This is a genomic window from Halomonas sp. A40-4, assembly GCF_015767635.1.
Taxonomy (GTDB): Bacteria; Pseudomonadota; Gammaproteobacteria; order Pseudomonadales; family Halomonadaceae; genus Vreelandella; species Vreelandella janggokensis.
Genome location: NZ_CP065230.1, coordinates 3,233,671 through 3,248,232, shown reverse-complemented (window position 1 = coordinate 3,248,232; position 14,562 = coordinate 3,233,671). Strand labels below are relative to the sequence as shown.

General features: G+C 58.0%; 12 protein-coding genes and 5 tRNA genes. 9 read left to right on the top strand and 8 right to left on the bottom strand.

The annotated features are described in order from the left end of the window. Positions 1-75 precede the first annotated feature (75 nt). Entirely contained in the window at positions 76-1,872 is a 1,797-nt protein-coding gene (locus IT895_RS15200; protein WP_085917101.1) for a sodium:solute symporter family protein, read from the bottom strand. Between the two features lie 6 nt (positions 1,873-1,878). Beyond that, positions 1,879-2,139 (bottom strand): DUF4212 domain-containing protein, encoded by a 261-nt coding sequence (locus IT895_RS15195; protein WP_066318397.1) that lies wholly within the window; start codon positions 2,137-2,139, stop codon positions 1,879-1,881. Positions 2,140-2,732: 593 nt separating this feature from the next. Here IT895_RS15195 and IT895_RS15190 point away from each other — a divergent pair. From IT895_RS15190 to ttcA, 3 genes are all read left to right on the top strand, one after another. Then, positions 2,733-4,562 carry a putative nucleotidyltransferase substrate binding domain-containing protein gene (locus IT895_RS15190; protein ID WP_199283962.1) on the top strand — a complete coding sequence of 610 codons (1,830 nt, stop codon included), beginning with the start codon at positions 2,733-2,735 and terminating at the stop codon, positions 4,560-4,562. Then, positions 4,559-5,200, top strand: a complete 642-nt coding sequence (locus IT895_RS15185) for a DNA polymerase III subunit epsilon (protein WP_233337279.1) — start codon at positions 4,559-4,561, stop codon at positions 5,198-5,200. The genes IT895_RS15190 and IT895_RS15185 overlap by 4 nt, the downstream gene beginning before the upstream one ends. A gap of 77 nt (positions 5,201-5,277) precedes the next feature. Further along, a complete protein-coding gene (gene ttcA, locus IT895_RS15180; protein ID WP_085917103.1) occupies positions 5,278-6,201 on the top strand; it encodes a tRNA 2-thiocytidine(32) synthetase TtcA in 924 nt (307 codons plus the stop codon). Here ttcA and fnr read toward each other — a convergent pair. Together fnr and hemN are read right to left on the bottom strand one after the other, a co-directional pair. Then, positions 6,198-6,935 (bottom strand): fumarate/nitrate reduction transcriptional regulator Fnr, encoded by a 738-nt coding sequence (fnr, locus tag IT895_RS15175; protein WP_199283961.1) that lies wholly within the window; start codon positions 6,933-6,935, stop codon positions 6,198-6,200. The two genes, ttcA and fnr, sit on opposite strands and share 4 nt — an antisense overlap. A gap of 63 nt (positions 6,936-6,998) precedes the next feature. Continuing rightward, positions 6,999-8,423, bottom strand: a complete 1,425-nt coding sequence (gene hemN / locus IT895_RS15170; RefSeq protein WP_199283960.1) for an oxygen-independent coproporphyrinogen III oxidase — start codon at positions 8,421-8,423, stop codon at positions 6,999-7,001. A 114-nt stretch (positions 8,424-8,537) separates the two neighbouring features. Between hemN and IT895_RS15165 the strand changes: the two genes are divergently transcribed. The 6 genes from IT895_RS15165 (at position 8,538) to IT895_RS15140 (ending at position 9,994) form a co-directional block, all read left to right on the top strand. Then, the gene (locus IT895_RS15165) at positions 8,538-9,263 is read left to right on the top strand and encodes an alpha/beta fold hydrolase (protein WP_085917106.1); all 726 of its coding nucleotides are present in this window, start codon (positions 8,538-8,540) and stop codon (positions 9,261-9,263) included. A 120-nt stretch (positions 9,264-9,383) separates the two neighbouring features. Further along, a tRNA-Val gene (locus tag IT895_RS15160) sits at positions 9,384-9,459 on the top strand. A gap of 63 nt (positions 9,460-9,522) precedes the next feature. After that, positions 9,523-9,599: transfer RNA gene (locus IT895_RS15155), tRNA-Asp, on the top strand. 40 nt (positions 9,600-9,639) lie between these two features. Beyond that, positions 9,640-9,716 (top strand) — tRNA-Asp (locus tag IT895_RS15150). Between the two features lie 58 nt (positions 9,717-9,774). Then, positions 9,775-9,850: transfer RNA gene (locus tag IT895_RS15145), tRNA-Val, on the top strand. 67 nt (positions 9,851-9,917) lie between these two features. Beyond that, a tRNA-Asp gene (locus tag IT895_RS15140) sits at positions 9,918-9,994 on the top strand. A 115-nt stretch (positions 9,995-10,109) separates the two neighbouring features. Here the strand turns inward: IT895_RS15140 and IT895_RS15135 are convergent. The 4 genes from IT895_RS15135 to glcD all read right to left on the bottom strand — a co-directional run bounded on the left by IT895_RS15135 (position 10,110) and on the right by glcD (position 14,466). After that, the gene (locus IT895_RS15135) at positions 10,110-10,511 is read right to left on the bottom strand and encodes a heme-binding protein (RefSeq protein WP_085917107.1); all 402 of its coding nucleotides are present in this window, start codon (positions 10,509-10,511) and stop codon (positions 10,110-10,112) included. A 77-nt stretch (positions 10,512-10,588) separates the two neighbouring features. Next, positions 10,589-11,818: a glycolate oxidase subunit GlcF gene (glcF, locus tag IT895_RS15130; protein WP_199283958.1), complete on the bottom strand. Its 1,230-nt coding sequence runs from the start codon at positions 11,816-11,818 to the stop codon at positions 10,589-10,591. Between the two features lie 14 nt (positions 11,819-11,832). Further along, positions 11,833-12,933, bottom strand: coding sequence for a glycolate oxidase subunit GlcE (gene glcE / locus IT895_RS15125; RefSeq protein WP_199283957.1), 1,101 nt, complete (start codon positions 12,931-12,933; stop codon positions 11,833-11,835). A 33-nt stretch (positions 12,934-12,966) separates the two neighbouring features. Then, the gene (gene glcD, locus IT895_RS15120; protein WP_085917110.1) at positions 12,967-14,466 is read right to left on the bottom strand and encodes a glycolate oxidase subunit GlcD; all 1,500 of its coding nucleotides are present in this window, start codon (positions 14,464-14,466) and stop codon (positions 12,967-12,969) included. Positions 14,467-14,562 lie beyond the last annotated feature (96 nt).

The following is a 14,562-nucleotide window of genomic DNA, read 5'->3' as shown; positions in this document are numbered from 1 at the left end:
CCCGGAGGAAGCCCGATGGCGGGTCGATTCCACAGCCTGCGACCCTTGGGTCGGCAGGTAAGGGATGATTATGACTTAATGGTCAACGGCAACGCCAGCGCCTTTCGGGTAGCGAACGCTTTCGACCAGGTCCTGAATCTCCTGCGGAGGCTCGTTGGTCACCTTGCAGACCAGGAAGGCCACGGCGAAGTTGATCATTGCGCCGACCGCACCGAAGGACAGCGGCGAAATGCCGAACAGCCAGTTTTCCTGGGTGTTGGCCAGCATGTTGGTGTCGGGGATGAACAGCCAGCCCAGGTAGGTGAAGATGTACAGCAGGGTGCAGCCCAGACCAGCCAGCATACCGGCAACGGCGCCTGAGTTGTTCATCTTCTTGGAGAAGATACCCATCATCAACGCGGGGAACAGCGAGGCACCCGCGATACCGAAGGCCAGAGCCACTGTTTGCGCGGCAAACCCGGGTGGGTTAAGGCCAAGGTACGTTGCTACCAGGATGGCACCCGCCATGGAAATACGGGCGGCCAACATTTCACCTTTCTCGGTGATTTTGGGATTGATCATGGTCTTGATCAAATCGTGGCTGATGGCCGACGAGATCGCAAGCAGAAGACCGGCTGCCGTCGACAGCGCCGCGGCGATACCGCCTGCTGCAATCAAGCCAATGACCCAGCCGGGTAGGTTGGCAATTTCGGGGTTAGCGAGTACAAGAATATCGTTATTGACGGTCAGCTCGCTCCCTTCCCAGCCACGTGACTCAGCAATTTCGGCATATTCTTCATTGCTGTCGTTGTAGACCTGAATGCGACCATCATTGTTCTTGTCGTCAAAGTTGATGAGGCCGGTTTCTTCCCAGGTGCGGATCCAGCCAGGGCGATCCTCGTAGACAAGTGCCTGTTCCGCAGCGGCGTCATAGTCTTCTACTTGCCCTGCCATTTCCGGGTAGATCGTCGTGGCGAGGTTTAAGCGCGCCATGGAACCAACCGCCGGTGCGGTGAGGTAAAGTAGCGCGATGAACACCAACGCCCAGCCGGCTGACCAGCGTGCGTCAGCGACCTTCGGTACGGTGAAGAAGCGAATGATGACGTGGGGCAGGCCCGCGGTACCGACCATCAGCGACAGGGTAAACAGCACCATGTTGAGCTTGTTGTCGACGTCAGCCGTGTAGTCCCGGAAACCCAGCGCGTTCACTACGTCATCGAGTTTCTCCAGCAGCGGAAGACCCGATTCAGTATGCGTGCTGAACATGCCAAACATCGGGATGGGGTTGCCTGTCAGCTGCATGGCAATGAATACCGCCGGGATGGTATAGGCAATGATCAGGACGACATACTGCGCGACCTGGGTATAGGTGATGCCCTTCATGCCACCGAAAACGGCGTACAGGAATACGATCGCTGCCGCAATCCAGATGCCGGCGGTGTTGGGCACTTCGAGGAAGCGAGAGAACGCCACACCCGCACCGGTCATCTGACCGATAACGTAAGTCACCGAAGCCACGATCAAACAGATAACCGCTACCAGACGGGCCGTGTTGCTGTAGAAGCGGTCACCGATAAAGTCGGGAACGGTAAACTTGCCGAACTTACGCAGGTAGGGCGCAAGCAGCATGGCGAGAATGACGTAGCCGCCAGTCCAGCCCATCAGGAAGGTAGAGTTGGCGTAGCCACCAGAGGCCAGAAGACCCGCCATTGAAATGAAAGATGCCGCTGACATCCAGTCCGCGGCGGTTGCCATCCCGTTGGTGATCGGGTGGACGCCGCCGCCAGCGACATAGAAGTCTTTTGTCGATCCCGCACGTGCCCAGATCGCAATGCCTATATACAAGGCAAAGGAGGCACCTACGAAGAGCAGGTTGATTGCAAATTGGCTCATACCGGCTTACTCCCCTAGGCCAAATTTTTCGTCGAGCTTGTTCATTTTCCAGGCATAGAAAAAGATCAAGGCGATGAAGGTGAGAATTGACCCTTGCTGAGCAAACCAGAAGCCCAGGTCGGTCCCACCGACAGGGATTGAGGCCAGTAGCGGGCGAAAGAGAATAGCGCAGCCGTATGAGACGAATGCCCAGACAGCCAAGCATCCAATAATGGTACGGACGTTGGCTTTCCAGTATTCAGCAGCATTGGATTTGTCGTCTGCCATTGTGTTGCTCTCCACTAGTGTTTTTTAGGTTGGAAAGTTCACTCGGAATAGCGGTTGACCCACCAGGTCAATCGCACGTTTTAGATCCACTCGCTTTTTGTGATGTCATGAATCAGCTGTTCGTTAACACGTCACTTGGCTAAGAAGGACTTTGAGTGGTGCAACGACGTGCGATTACCCTGCATGACTCACTGACAATACTGGGCAATAAATGCAAAAATTAAATCCCAGACTTTGGTATCAATAAACTTTGGTGGTGAACAAAAGGTATCCAATCAGTTGAAAATGAGCCTTTTTGTGGGTTTTTGACGCTATCGTGCAAAGTTTTATTAGCTGCATGGGACGATGGTCTAGGTGGGGAGTATAGGGCGATGTTTGCTATGTTCAGAAGATGGAAAGCCCTCTTTTTTAATAAGTCTAAAAGGGACGATTTGTTTTGTCAGTGACATGCCGACAACGTAAATAAAGCGCATTAGACATTAGCGCAATAACCCAAAGTAGTAGTTGAGAGACTGGTTGAGAAGAGTGGTTGTGAGATGTAGTTGAGACCGTCAGGTTATCTGACTCCGCATTATTCTAATGAGGTCATGCCCATGGTAGATGTAGACCTTTCCCAGCCCCCGTTTTCACTGCTGGATGACGAGGGCAAGGATCACGTGCGTCGTGGCATGGACCTCGCCTATTTTGAACGCCACGATATTATTGTCGAGACAGGCCAGACTGGCGAGTACGTCTATTTGATCCACAGGGGGGAGGTCGCTGAACTGGACCCTACCTTGCCATCGTCCATGTCACGTATCGGGCACTACACGGCAGGCGACTTATTTGGCGCAATCAGTATATTGAACGGTAAAAGCCGCTACCGCTTTCAAGCGGAGCAGGAATGCCTTTGTTACCTGATGCCCAAAGCGTTATTCAAGACGCTGTGTCAGAAGTACCCCGAGTTTAGCCAGTTCTTCCGCCAGTCACTGGCCCATAAAGCTCGCCTGTTGACCGAAAAGCGCGCCGAAGGCGGCGTGACAATGGCGGGCTTCATGCTGGCCCGCGTCAGCGAATGCATGCGCGCACCGCTTCTTCTGCCTGCCAACGCGGATATCGACAAGGCCGTGCGCACGCTCAGCGACAGCCATGCCGACAGTTTGCTGGTCGATGCCTCCAGCCAGACGGGTATGGTGACCAAGACCGACCTGCTCAATGCCATTGTGCTGTCGCAGCGCCCGGTGACCACGGCGCTTGCCGATATCGCCCAATATACCCTGGTGACGGTGAAGTCCGATCAATACTTGTTTGAAGCGCTGGTCAGCATGACGCGTCACAAGGTTACGCGTGTCGTGGTGGTGGACGATAAACAGGTCGTCGGCGTCGTCGAGTTGACCGATGTGCTGAGTTATTTCTCCAGTCGCAGTTATGTGGTCAGTCTCCAGGTTGAACAGGCCCATGACTTGACCGAGTTGGCAACTGCCAGCCACCGCACGCCCGAATTGGTCAGCGCGCTGATGGCCCAGGGTGTGAAGCTGCGTTTTGCGATGGATCTGCTGGCGGCACTGAACGGTCGCATCATGAGCAAGGCCTGGGAGTTCACGATTGATGCGGCGCACCACCAAGACAGCTGCATGATGGTCATGGGCAGTGAGGGGCGCGGCGAGCAAATTCTCAAGACCGATCAGGATAATGGGCTGATTCTGGCCGATGATGCAGACTGGACCGCGGTGCACGACGACATGCAACGGCTTACCTCGACCCTGATCGAGCTGGGGTATCCGCCGTGCCCGGGCAATATCATGGTGTCGAACCCGGACTGGGTCGCCACGGTGAGTGAATGGAAAGGGCGCATTGCACGCTGGGCCAGCGCGCGGGACGGCGACAGTCTGATGAAACTTGCCATCATGCTTGATTCCCACGGCGTGGCGGGCAATCCGAGCCTGCTGGAAAGCGTGCGCGAAGAGCTGTTCGAGCGCTGCTCGAGGGATGAGTTGCTGCTGTCTTACTTCGCCCGCACCGCGCTGCGCTTTTCCACGCCGCTGACGCTGTTCGGTTCGCTAAAGAAGCCCCAGCACGGTATCGATATCAAGAAAGGCGGCATTTTTCCCATTGTTCATGGTGTTCGCACACTGGCGCTTGAACGGCGTATTCATGCCACCTCGACATTTGAGCGTCTGGATGCACTGGCAGAGGACGGGCGACTCAACCGTCGTTTTGCCGATGACCTTGGCGAAGCCCTGGCGCTGTTTAGCGAGTTGCGGCTCAAACAGCAACTGGACGACATTACCAACGACGGCTCCGGTGACCAACAGGAGCGATCCAACCGCGTCGTGGTGCAGGAATTATCGTCGTTGGAGCGCGATCTACTGCGCGAAGCGCTGCATATCGTCAAGGATTTCAAGCAGCGTCTCTCGCATCGTTACCATTTGGAGTATTCGTGATCAGCCGACACTATCTGGACGCCCCTTTCGCTTGGCTTGGCGGCATGCTGCGCAGAGGAAGCGAGCGCCGCCGTTATGCAGCTTCTCCCTACGCATGGCTCTTCCAGCCCTACCTGGGCAATGAGCTGGTGGCATTGGCATGCTTTGCTCACCATGGCGTCATGAGCGTAGCAGCGGTCACACTGCGCCAGCATCAGGTGCTGACCAGTCGTGCCTGGGTGGCAGCGCTCATTGAAGACGCGTGCGGAAGTGATGCCGCCGAGCGGCGCCATCAACTGCTGTATAGCGTCGAGGCGACCAAACCGTTGAACATTGAAAGCCTGCGCTCGCTGGTTGAGTTTATCGGCAATCGGCCAATCATTGGCTGGCAACTCGACCAGCGTCTCGCCCCGCTTGAGCAGGCGCTTCGCCATCATTTGGGGTTTGGCCTGCCCAATGCCCGGGTGGATGTTACCAAGCTGCATCAGCGCCATCTGCGTCGTCTACATCCCCAGGCGGAACACGCGGCCGAGCTGGCGCGTGCGCTTGACTGCTGGCAAGTGCCCAGTAAGACGCCTCAGCGGGCACTGGAAGACGCCACAGCCAGCGCGCTCTTGTACCTTCGTCTGCAGCGTAACGAGGTAGATACTGTTTCATAGCGGCCTGCGATTGGGTCATTGCGCTGTGAGTTGCTAGAATAACGGCTGCTTCTCTTACCATCGGCAGTGCTATTACCATGCAACATGATCCTGTTCATTTTGACCCAGCGTTGGCGACTGCCGACGCGACATCCAGCTTATCCGAAGCGGCTGACACTTCGGAGTCCCAAGATGTCAGACAAAAACGCGAGTTCAATAAGCTGCAAAAGCGGCTCCGCCGTGAAGCGGGCAATGCGATTATCGACTATCGCATGATCGACGAAGGTGACCGCGTCATGGTGTGCCTGAGCGGTGGCAAGGATAGCTATACCATGCTGGAAATGCTGCTCAGCCTGCAGCGCAACGCACCGGTCAACTTCTCGCTGATAGCCGTCAACATGGACCAGAAACAGCCGGGGTTTCCCGAGCATGTGCTGCCGACCTATCTCGAGCAACGCGGTGTGGACTACCACATTCTGGAACGTGATACCTATTCGGTGGTGAAGGAGAAAACCCCCGAAGGAAAAACCACTTGCGCGCTGTGTTCGCGCTTGCGGCGCGGGTCGCTGTATGGCTTTGCCGAGGAAATCGGTGCGACCAAGATCGCCCTGGGGCATCACCGGGAAGATATCCTGGAAACGCTGTTTTTGAACATGTTTTTCGGTGGCAGTTTGAAATCAATGCCGCCCAAGCTGCTCTCCGACGATGGCAAGAATATCGTCATCCGGCCGCTGGCCTACTGCAAAGAAGCGGATATTGCCGAGTACGCGCGTTTGATGGCGTTTCCCATTATCCCCTGCAACCTGTGCGGCTCCCAGCCCAATATGCAGCGCCAGGTGGTCAAGGAAATGTTGGCCGAATGGAACAAGAAACACCCTGGCCGCCTGGAAAGCATGTTCAAGGCCGTCACCAACGTCGCGCCTTCACAGCTGGCCGACCGCGACCTGTTCGACTTTGCCGGGCTGGAGGCCAAGCAGGCGGAATTGAGGGCGGGGCGTATTCAGGCGCTCAACGTCGGTTAAGCGGGCTCTTCTTCGGCGAGCCGTTGAAGCTTCGCCATGTCGAGAATGTTTACCTCACGACCGGAAATGGCGACCACGTCCTGGGACTGGAAGCGACTGACAATCCGGCTGACGGTCTCAACGGCAAGGCCCAGGTAGTTGCCGATATCAGCCCTGGGCATGGAAAGACGGAAGCTATAGGGCGAGTAACCCCGGCGACGGAAGCGATCGGAAAGCGTGACCAGGAAGGTTGCCAATCGCTGATCAGCGGTCTTGCCCGATAGCAGACGCATCATTCGCCGGTCATTGCGCAGTTCTTTGCTCATGCTGCGATATATCTGGCCGCGTAACTCGGGCAGTTTCTCAGACAGTTGGTCAAGGCGGTCAAAGGGAATCTCACACACAGTGGTGGTTTCCAAGGCGATTACGCTGCCGGGGTAGTGCGGCTCATCGATAGCATCAAGCCCCACCAATTCACTGGGCAGGTAAAAGTTGGTCAGTTGGTCATGCCCGCCACCTTCGCTGGTGACCTGCTTGAGGCTACCAGAGCGCACCGCATAGACACTGTTGAAGGCATCCCCCTGATGAAACAGATGCTCTCCTTTCTTGAGGGGGGCGCGTCGCCGAATGATCGCGTCAAATTGATCGATATCCTCAAGCTCCAGTGCCAGCGGCAGGCACAGCGAACTCAAGCTGCAGGTCTGGCAGCGTGCTTCGTGCAGGACGGCGCGCCGCCGTTGCGGGGCTTCCAGCATAAGAGTCTCCAAAAGAGAATTCGTATGTTCATTATGGAAGCGTGTGCCCATGAATAACAACTGCTAAACAATATTCGAGTAGTGGTTGTCGGTCTGAGAAAGCAAGCGTGCATCAAAGGCCATGGCCAGGTGGCGTATTAACAGGCGTCCGACAGGCGTCACCTCCAGTAAACTGCCGCGGATATCGATCAAGCCGTCGTGTTGCGCCTGCTCCAGGGCGTTCAAGGCCGATTGAAAATAATCTTGCGCATCGACCTGCCAGCGCTCACTGAGCGCTGACAAGTCGAGCCGCATATCGCACATTAAACGCTCGATGGCTTCACGGCGAAGCAGGTCGTCTCGACATAGCCGTATGCCGCGTTGTGTGGCCAGTTGCCCTTGGTCAATCGCCGCCTCGTAGTGCTCAAGCGTGCTTTTGTTTTGTGCGTAGCTGTCATTCAGGCGTGAAATGGCGGAGACCCCAAGGCCGATAAGGTCGCATTGGGCGTGGCTGGAATAACCTTGAAAGTTGCGTTGTAGCGTACCGTGACGCTGGGCGATGGCCAGGCTGTCATCAGGGCGGGCAAAATGGTCCATGCCGATATGCACGTAGCCGGCGGTTGTGAGCAATTCAATCGTGATGCGCAGCATCGCCAGCTTTTCGTTGTGACTGGGTAGCTCGGCATCAAGGATCCGTCGCTGTGGAGGGAAGCGCTGGGGCAAATGGGCGTAATTGAAGACCGACAGGCGTGCGGGGTTCAGCTCGATCACCTGGCGAAGGGTTTGTGCAAAGCTGTCTGGGGTTTGTCTGGGCAGGCCGTAAATCAAGTCGAGGTTTAACGAACGGAAGCCCAGTCGATGGGCTTCGTCCATCAACGTTTCGGTTAGCGCCCGCGGCTGGGGGCGATTGATCGCCTTTTGAACCCGTGGATCGAGGTCTTGTACGCCCAGGCTCAAGCGATTGAAACCCAGTGACTGTAGATGACGCAGCGTCAGCACATCGGCTTCGCGAGGGTCGATTTCGATGGCATAGTCGCGCTCAGGGGCATCTGAAAGCCCGAAGTGCGCATCCAGCTTATCCACCAGTTCGCTCATTTGATCGAGAGTCAGAAACGTCGGTGTGCCACCGCCCCAGTGGAGCTGTTCAACCGGGCGTCGGGTATCCAGATGCTGCGCTGTCAGCGCCATTTCCGTGTCGAGCCTTGCGAGGTAGGGCGCGGCGAGCGCGGTGTTTTTGGTCGCGATCTTGTTGCACGCACAGTAAAAGCAGACTTTGCGGCAGAAGGGGACGTGCACATACAGTGATAGTGGTCGTTGAGCTTCGTTACTGCGTTGCAGTGCCGCGCTAAACTCGTCGGCAGTGAACGCCGCGTCAAAGGATAGCGCGGTCGGGTAGGATGTATAGCGCGGTCCGCTTCTCGCATAGCGATGGAGGCGGTCAGCGTCCCACACCGCCGCCGCGAGTGGATTACCCGGCGCTGAGTGATCTGAGTGAATGGGGGCAGGCATGAGGCAGGGCTCCAGACTGAGTATTGATTCATGGTAGCGAGTGCCGCACGAGGCAACGTTGAGCCACGTCAAGGAAAAGCCCGTTACCGACACAAGCGACACAGGAGGGGTGAGTTGGACGCGCAATGGCCAGAGGAAAAAGTCGTCAGCCAGCAGTTGCTGGCTGAAGCGGTCGCCGAGCAGGCCGAAGGCTGTTTTTGGCGGGAGGGCCTGGGGCCGCTCAGGCTTTATGGCCAGGCAGACCTCGGCTGCCTACTGCTCGCTCATGGAGCGGGTGCCGGGCAGCGTTCGGCCTTCATGCAGCAGTTTGCCAGTGCACTCGCGCGAAGGGGGCTGCAGGTGATTACCTTTGATCTGGGCTACATGCAGCAAATGCAGGCGACGGGCAAACGCCGCCCACCGCCCGCCATCGAACGGAGCGTTGCTGAACTGGCGCGTTGGTATGCCTGCCTGTCGCCGCTAACGATCAAGCCGCTATGGCTGGGGGGTAAATCCATGGGGGGCCGTGTGGCGAGTATGCTGGCAAGCGAGCAGCCTTGCCCCGGGCTGGTGATTGCCGGTTATCCCTTTCATCCCCCCAAAGCGCCCGACAGACTGCGCCTGGCGCACTGGTCGAAGGTGCCGGTGCCGGCGCTCATACTTCAGGGCGAGCGCGATCCGCTGGGGAATCGTGATGAAGTCGCGGGGTATGCGCTACCGGATAATGCCCGCGTGACCTGGTTGACCGATGGCGATCACGACTTCAAACCCCGCCGGGCATCTGGGCTTGATCAGACGATTTTGATTGACGAGGCAGCGGCTCATGGGGCATCCTTCGTGCGCGCTCAATCGCCGCAGTGAGGCGTCTGGAAAATTGCGTTGGAAACTGTCGTTGTAAGGACCGTATCTGGACGCAGTATTTCGACATAGTCTGTTGACTTCCTTCGCATCTACTGTAGAATGCAGCGCCACGTGACCAGCGGGTGGTTAGCTCAGTTGGGAGAGCACCAGCCTTACAAGCTGGGGGTCACTGGTTCGAACCCAGTACCACCCACCATCTTTTGATGGCCTGGAAACGTTGCAGTAAGGAAAGCACCTAGCGTTAGCAGTGCGATACAGCGGACCGGTAGTTCAGTTGGTTAGAATGCCGGCCTGTCACGCCGGAGGTCGCGAGTTCGAGTCTCGTCCGGTCCGCCATCGTCGCTTTTTCGTTTGTTTTCCATGTTTTGTCGTATGTGGACCGGTAGTTCAGTTGGTTAGAATGCCGGCCTGTCACGCCGGAGGTCGCGAGTTCGAGTCTCGTCCGGTCCGCCACGATAAACAAGCGGTAAAAATTCAATTGGCATAGTTCAGCTAATGATGCCAATGCGCTGGGTGGTTAGCTCAGTTGGGAGAGCACCAGCCTTACAAGCTGGGGGTCACTGGTTCGAACCCAGTACCACCCACCATTTGAATCGCTTGGCGTACTCAAATGGTAATAATGCAATACCCTGCTAGATATCAGTGCGATACAGCGGACCGGTAGTTCAGTTGGTTAGAATGCCGGCCTGTCACGCCGGAGGTCGCGAGTTCGAGTCTCGTCCGGTCCGCCATTACGCAGCTTTTATCTCCAGCAGCCAGAATTATCGGTTTTATACCGAACGAATTTAAAAAAACCCCGGATCATCGATCCGGGGTTTTTCGTATGTGCTTTATACAGCCGCTAACTCAGGCAATCGCACCCACGCCCGCTTTGGCGACCTGAACGTCCTGGTCCGGTTTGACGCCGGAAATACCTACCGAGCCGACCACCTGGCCGTCGACGATAATCGGCACGCCGCCGGAGAGCAGCCCTTGAAGTGGTGCGGATACAAAGGCGGTACGGCCGCCGTTGATCATCTCTTCAAAGACCTGGGTTTCTTTGCGACCTACCGCCGCGCTGCGTGCTTTCTGGGTGGCCACATCGGCGCTGAAGGGCGCCGCGCCGTCCAGGCGGCGTAGGGCAAGCAGGTGACCACCATCATCAGCGACGGCGATGGTCACCGCCCAGCCATTGCTGTCGGCTTCTTTTTGGGCGGCATCAAGTACGTGGGTAACGTCTGCTTGGGATAAGACAGCTTTAGTTTGCATCAGGTGGTCCTTTGGTTGGTTTGCCGTTAAACATGCCCGTGCCATTCGCTTGGCACGGGGTAATGTGATGTGTGGAATCAGTGTAACGCAGCGTCGACGATTTCCACCCAATGGCGTACCGGCGTGCGGTTGGCACCGGCCAGGTGGGTTTGGCAGCCAATGTTGGCGGTGACAATCATTTCCGGATTGCCCGCTTCCAGAGCGTTGAGTTTATTGTCGCGTAGCTGGGTCGCCAGTTCAGGCTGGGTGATCGAATAAGTGCCCGCCGAGCCGCAGCATAGGTGAGCATCCTGCACCGGGGTCAGTGCAAAGCCAAGCTTGGTCAGCACACTTTCAACCGCGCCGTTGAGCTTCTGAGCGTGCTGCAGCGTGCAGGGGCAGTGAAACGCCAGCCGCTGGCTGGCTTGCACATCCAGTGACTCAAGTGGTTCGTCACGCAGCACTTCGACGATGTCCTTTGCCAGGGCGCTGATTTTCTCGGCCTTGTCGGCATAGTCCGGGTCGTCTTTGAGCATTTCGCCATACTCTTTGACGAAGGCGCCGCAGCCGCTGGCGGTTTGCACGATGGCTTCGGCACCTTGCTCAACGTGTGGCCACCAGGCGTCAATATTGGCCCGCACACGGGCGAGGCCAGCTTGCTGGGCATTGAGGTGGAAGTCGATCGCGCCGCAGCAGCCCACCTCGGATACCGGCGTCACGCTGATGCCCAAACGGTCGAGGATCCTTGCGGTGGCGGCATTGGTGTTGGGCGATAGACCTGGCTGGACGCAGCCTTCCAGCATCAATACCTGACGACTGTGCTGGGTACTCGGCCGCTGACCCGCGTCGACTGGCGCGCCCGGCATTTTGCTGCGTAGCTTGCCGGGTACCAGGGGTTTGAAAGTTTGGCCCAGCGCCAGCAGTGCCTTGAAGCGCTGCGGCTCGACCAGCATTTTGCGTAGTGCATAACGCTGCGCCCGCTCGGCAGCCGGTCGCGGTACGCGACGCTCAATTTCGGCCCGGCCAATATTGAGCAGCTTGTGATACTCCACGCCTGACGGGCAGGTGGTCTCGCAGTTAAGGCAGGTGAGGCAGCGGTCCAGGTGCAGGCGGGTTTCTTCGGTGACCTGATCGTCGTCATCACGACTCTCAAGTAGCTCCTTCATCAAGTAGATGCGACCACGAGGACCGTCGCGCTCATCGCCCAGCAACTGATAGGTTGGGCAGGTGGCGTTACAGAAGCCGCAGTGCACACAGGTGCGCAGCACGCGGTCGGCTTCCTGGATGTGCGGCTTTTCAAGGTCGGCATCGGTAAACTGCGTTTGCATGTCAGCTCTCCTGATTAAAACGCCGCATAGAGACGTCCCGGGTTAAAAATGCCGTGGGCGTCTAGTTCCGCTTTCAAGTTGCGGTGGTATTTTTCCACCACGCTGGGCAGCGGCGTAAAGGGGCTTTGCGTGCCACCTTGCGCATAGGGGGTATAGCAGGTGGCGTGGCCACCGGCGGTATGGCAGGCATCGCGAAGCGTATCGGCATCCAGCGATGTCTTCACCCAGCGCTGGCTACCGCCCCAATCGTAGAACATATCAGCGTCGTCGATACCCAACGCCAGAGGCGGTGTGTTGGGTGGCAGCGACAGCCGCCACAGTACCTGGTCTTCACTTGGGGTGAAAAACGCGTGCTGATGGTCGCGCAACTGCTGCCAGAAGCTGGCATCAAGGTCGTCACCGCCCAGGCGTTCACGCGTGGCTTTCACCGAGCTATGACCACCTTCCAGGCGGATAAAAAGCTCGTCCTGATGCCAGGCAGCGGCCGTGATCGGCAGCGGCTGACGGCCAAGCTCGGCGAGCTTCTTCAGCGCATCGTCGATACCCATTGACAAGCGCAAGCTGTGGCTGGCGCTGGGCAACGGCAGTACCTTGAAGGAGATATCGGCCAGCACGCCCAGCGTGCCTTGTGCGCCTGCCATGAGGCGGGAGAAATCGTAACCGGCGACGTTCTTCATTACCTCGCCGCCAAAGCGCAGCAGTTTGCCTTCCTGGGTAATGACCCGTGTGCCGAGAACGAAATCGCGAGCGGCGCCTGCCCAGGGCCGGCGTGGGCCGGAAAGCCCGGTAGCCACAGCGCCGCCAATGGTGCTGGCCTCGCCAAAGGCAGGCGGCTCAAAGGCGAGCATTTGATGGTTCTTGGCCAATTCGGCGTCTAGTGCGCTTAACCGGGTACCGGCGCGAACGGTGACCACCAGCTCGACCGGGTCATAGTCGACAATGCCGCTGTGACCGGCAAGGTTGAGCGCTTGGCCTTCCACCGGGCGGCCATAGAAGGCCCGGGTGTCGCCGCCGACAATGCGCAACGGTGTGCGTGAGGCGTGGGCCTCGCGGACCTGGTCGCACAGCGCCTCGGCGATGTCGCCATCCGCAGTGTGAGTCACGGTGTTAGTCATGGTCTTTCCTAGTCAGGGTCTTTACCTGGCGCATTAGAAACGTGGCAGTTCAGGATGCGGTAATTCGTTGTTATGGACGTGCATCGCGCCGAACTCGGCGCAGCGCGCCAGAGTAGGAATATTTTTGCCCGGATTGAGCAACCGCAGCGGGTCAAACGCCGCTTTCAAGGCATGAAAAACGGTCAGCTCGTCGGGCTGGAACTGGCTGCACATCTGGTTGATCTTTTCCCGGCCTACGCCATGCTCGCCGGTGATCGACCCGCCAGCGGCCACGCACAATTCCAGTATCTTGCCGCCGACATCTTCCGCCAGCGCCAGTTCGCCCTCCTTGTTGGCATCGAACAGAATCAGCGGGTGCATATTGCCGTCGCCGGCGTGAAACACATTGGCCACCAGCAGGCCGCTTTCTTCGGACAGCGCGGCAATGCCCTTGAGCACCCTTGGCAATTCTCGTCGCGGAATAGTGCCATCCATGCAGTAGTAATCCGGCGACATCCGGCCAACCGCCGGGAAGGCATTCTTGCGGCCCGCCCAGAACTTGGCGCGTTCGGCCTCATCGCGGGCCTGCTGAATGTCGGTGGCCCCGGCGTCGATAAGCACGCGGCGAACGGTGTCGCAGTCGTCGTCCACATCGGCTTCCACGCCGTCGAGTTCGCACAGCAGAATGGCTTCGGCATCCAGCGGGTAGCCCGCCTTGACGAAATCCTCGGCAGCCTTGATGGCCAACTTGTCCATCATTTCCAGGCCGCCGGGAATAATGCCTGCGGCGATGATATCGCCTACTGCGCGACCTGCTTTCTCGACGTCGTCGAAGCTGGCCATCAGGACCTTGGCGGTTTCCGGCTTGGGCAATAGCTTGACGGTGATTTCGGTGACGACCCCGAGCATGCCTTCAGAACCGTTCATCAGCGCGAGCAGGTCAAAGCCTGGCGCATCGAGCGCCTCGGCGCCCAGTGTCATGCGTTCACCTTCGATGGTCAGTATGTCGACGCGCATCACGTTGTGAACAGTCAGGCCGTATTTCAGGCAATGCACGCCGCCAGCGTTCTCGGCCACATTGCCGCCAATCGAGCAGGCGATCTGTGACGACGGGTCGGGGGCGTAGTAAAGCCCATAGGGGGCGGCGGCTTCGGAGATCGCCAGGTTGCGTACGCCGGGTTGCACCCTTGCAAGGCGCGCTTCGGGGTCGACCTTGAGAATCTGATTGAAGCGGGACATGACCAGCAGCACGCCGCGTTCCAGAGGCAGCGCGCCCCCGGAAAGCCCGGTGCCCGCGCCGCGCGTGACCACCGGCACGCCGAGAGCGTGGCAGCGTTTGAGCAACCCTTCTACTTCTTCAAGGGTCCCGGGTAGCGCCACCAGCATCGGCAAAATCCGGTAAGCCGCCAGGCCATCGCACTCAAACGGTCGAAGATCCTCTTCGCGGTGGAGTAAGGTAAGCGAAGGCACTGCCTGCTGCAGGTCGGTCAACACCTCGGTTTTATCGCGGCGAACCAGTTCGCCATCGAGGCGCTCATCAAAGAGGATGTTCATGATAGCTCCTGAAGATGAGGAGAGCGTGGGAAGTCCGTGGCTCTATGTTATGGAAAAGATTTCCATAAATCCATCCTGATGATGGTGGAAAGCTTT

What these genes read in the sequence shown, in the direction of transcription:
- IT895_RS15195 (WP_066318397.1), bottom strand. Translation starts at nt 2,139, where the DNA reads ATGGCAGACGACAAATCCAATGCTGCTGAATACTGGAAAGCCAACGTC.
- glcE (WP_199283957.1), bottom strand. Translation starts at nt 12,933, where the DNA reads ATGACTAACACCGTGACTCACACTGCGGATGGCGACATCGCCGAGGCG.
- hemN (WP_199283960.1), bottom strand. Translation starts at nt 8,423, where the DNA reads ATGCCTGCCCCCATTCACTCAGATCACTCAGCGCCGGGTAATCCACTC.
- IT895_RS15200 (WP_085917101.1), bottom strand. Translation starts at nt 1,872, where the DNA reads ATGAGCCAATTTGCAATCAACCTGCTCTTCGTAGGTGCCTCCTTTGCC.
- glcD (WP_085917110.1), bottom strand. Translation starts at nt 14,466, where the DNA reads ATGAACATCCTCTTTGATGAGCGCCTCGATGGCGAACTGGTTCGCCGC.
- IT895_RS15190 (WP_199283962.1), top strand. Translation starts at nt 2,733, where the DNA reads ATGGTAGATGTAGACCTTTCCCAGCCCCCGTTTTCACTGCTGGATGAC.
- ttcA (WP_085917103.1), top strand. Translation starts at nt 5,278, where the DNA reads ATGCAACATGATCCTGTTCATTTTGACCCAGCGTTGGCGACTGCCGAC.
- IT895_RS15135 (WP_085917107.1), bottom strand. Translation starts at nt 10,511, where the DNA reads ATGCAAACTAAAGCTGTCTTATCCCAAGCAGACGTTACCCACGTACTT.
- glcF (WP_199283958.1), bottom strand. Translation starts at nt 11,818, where the DNA reads ATGCAAACGCAGTTTACCGATGCCGACCTTGAAAAGCCGCACATCCAG.
- fnr (WP_199283961.1), bottom strand. Translation starts at nt 6,935, where the DNA reads ATGCTGGAAGCCCCGCAACGGCGGCGCGCCGTCCTGCACGAAGCACGC.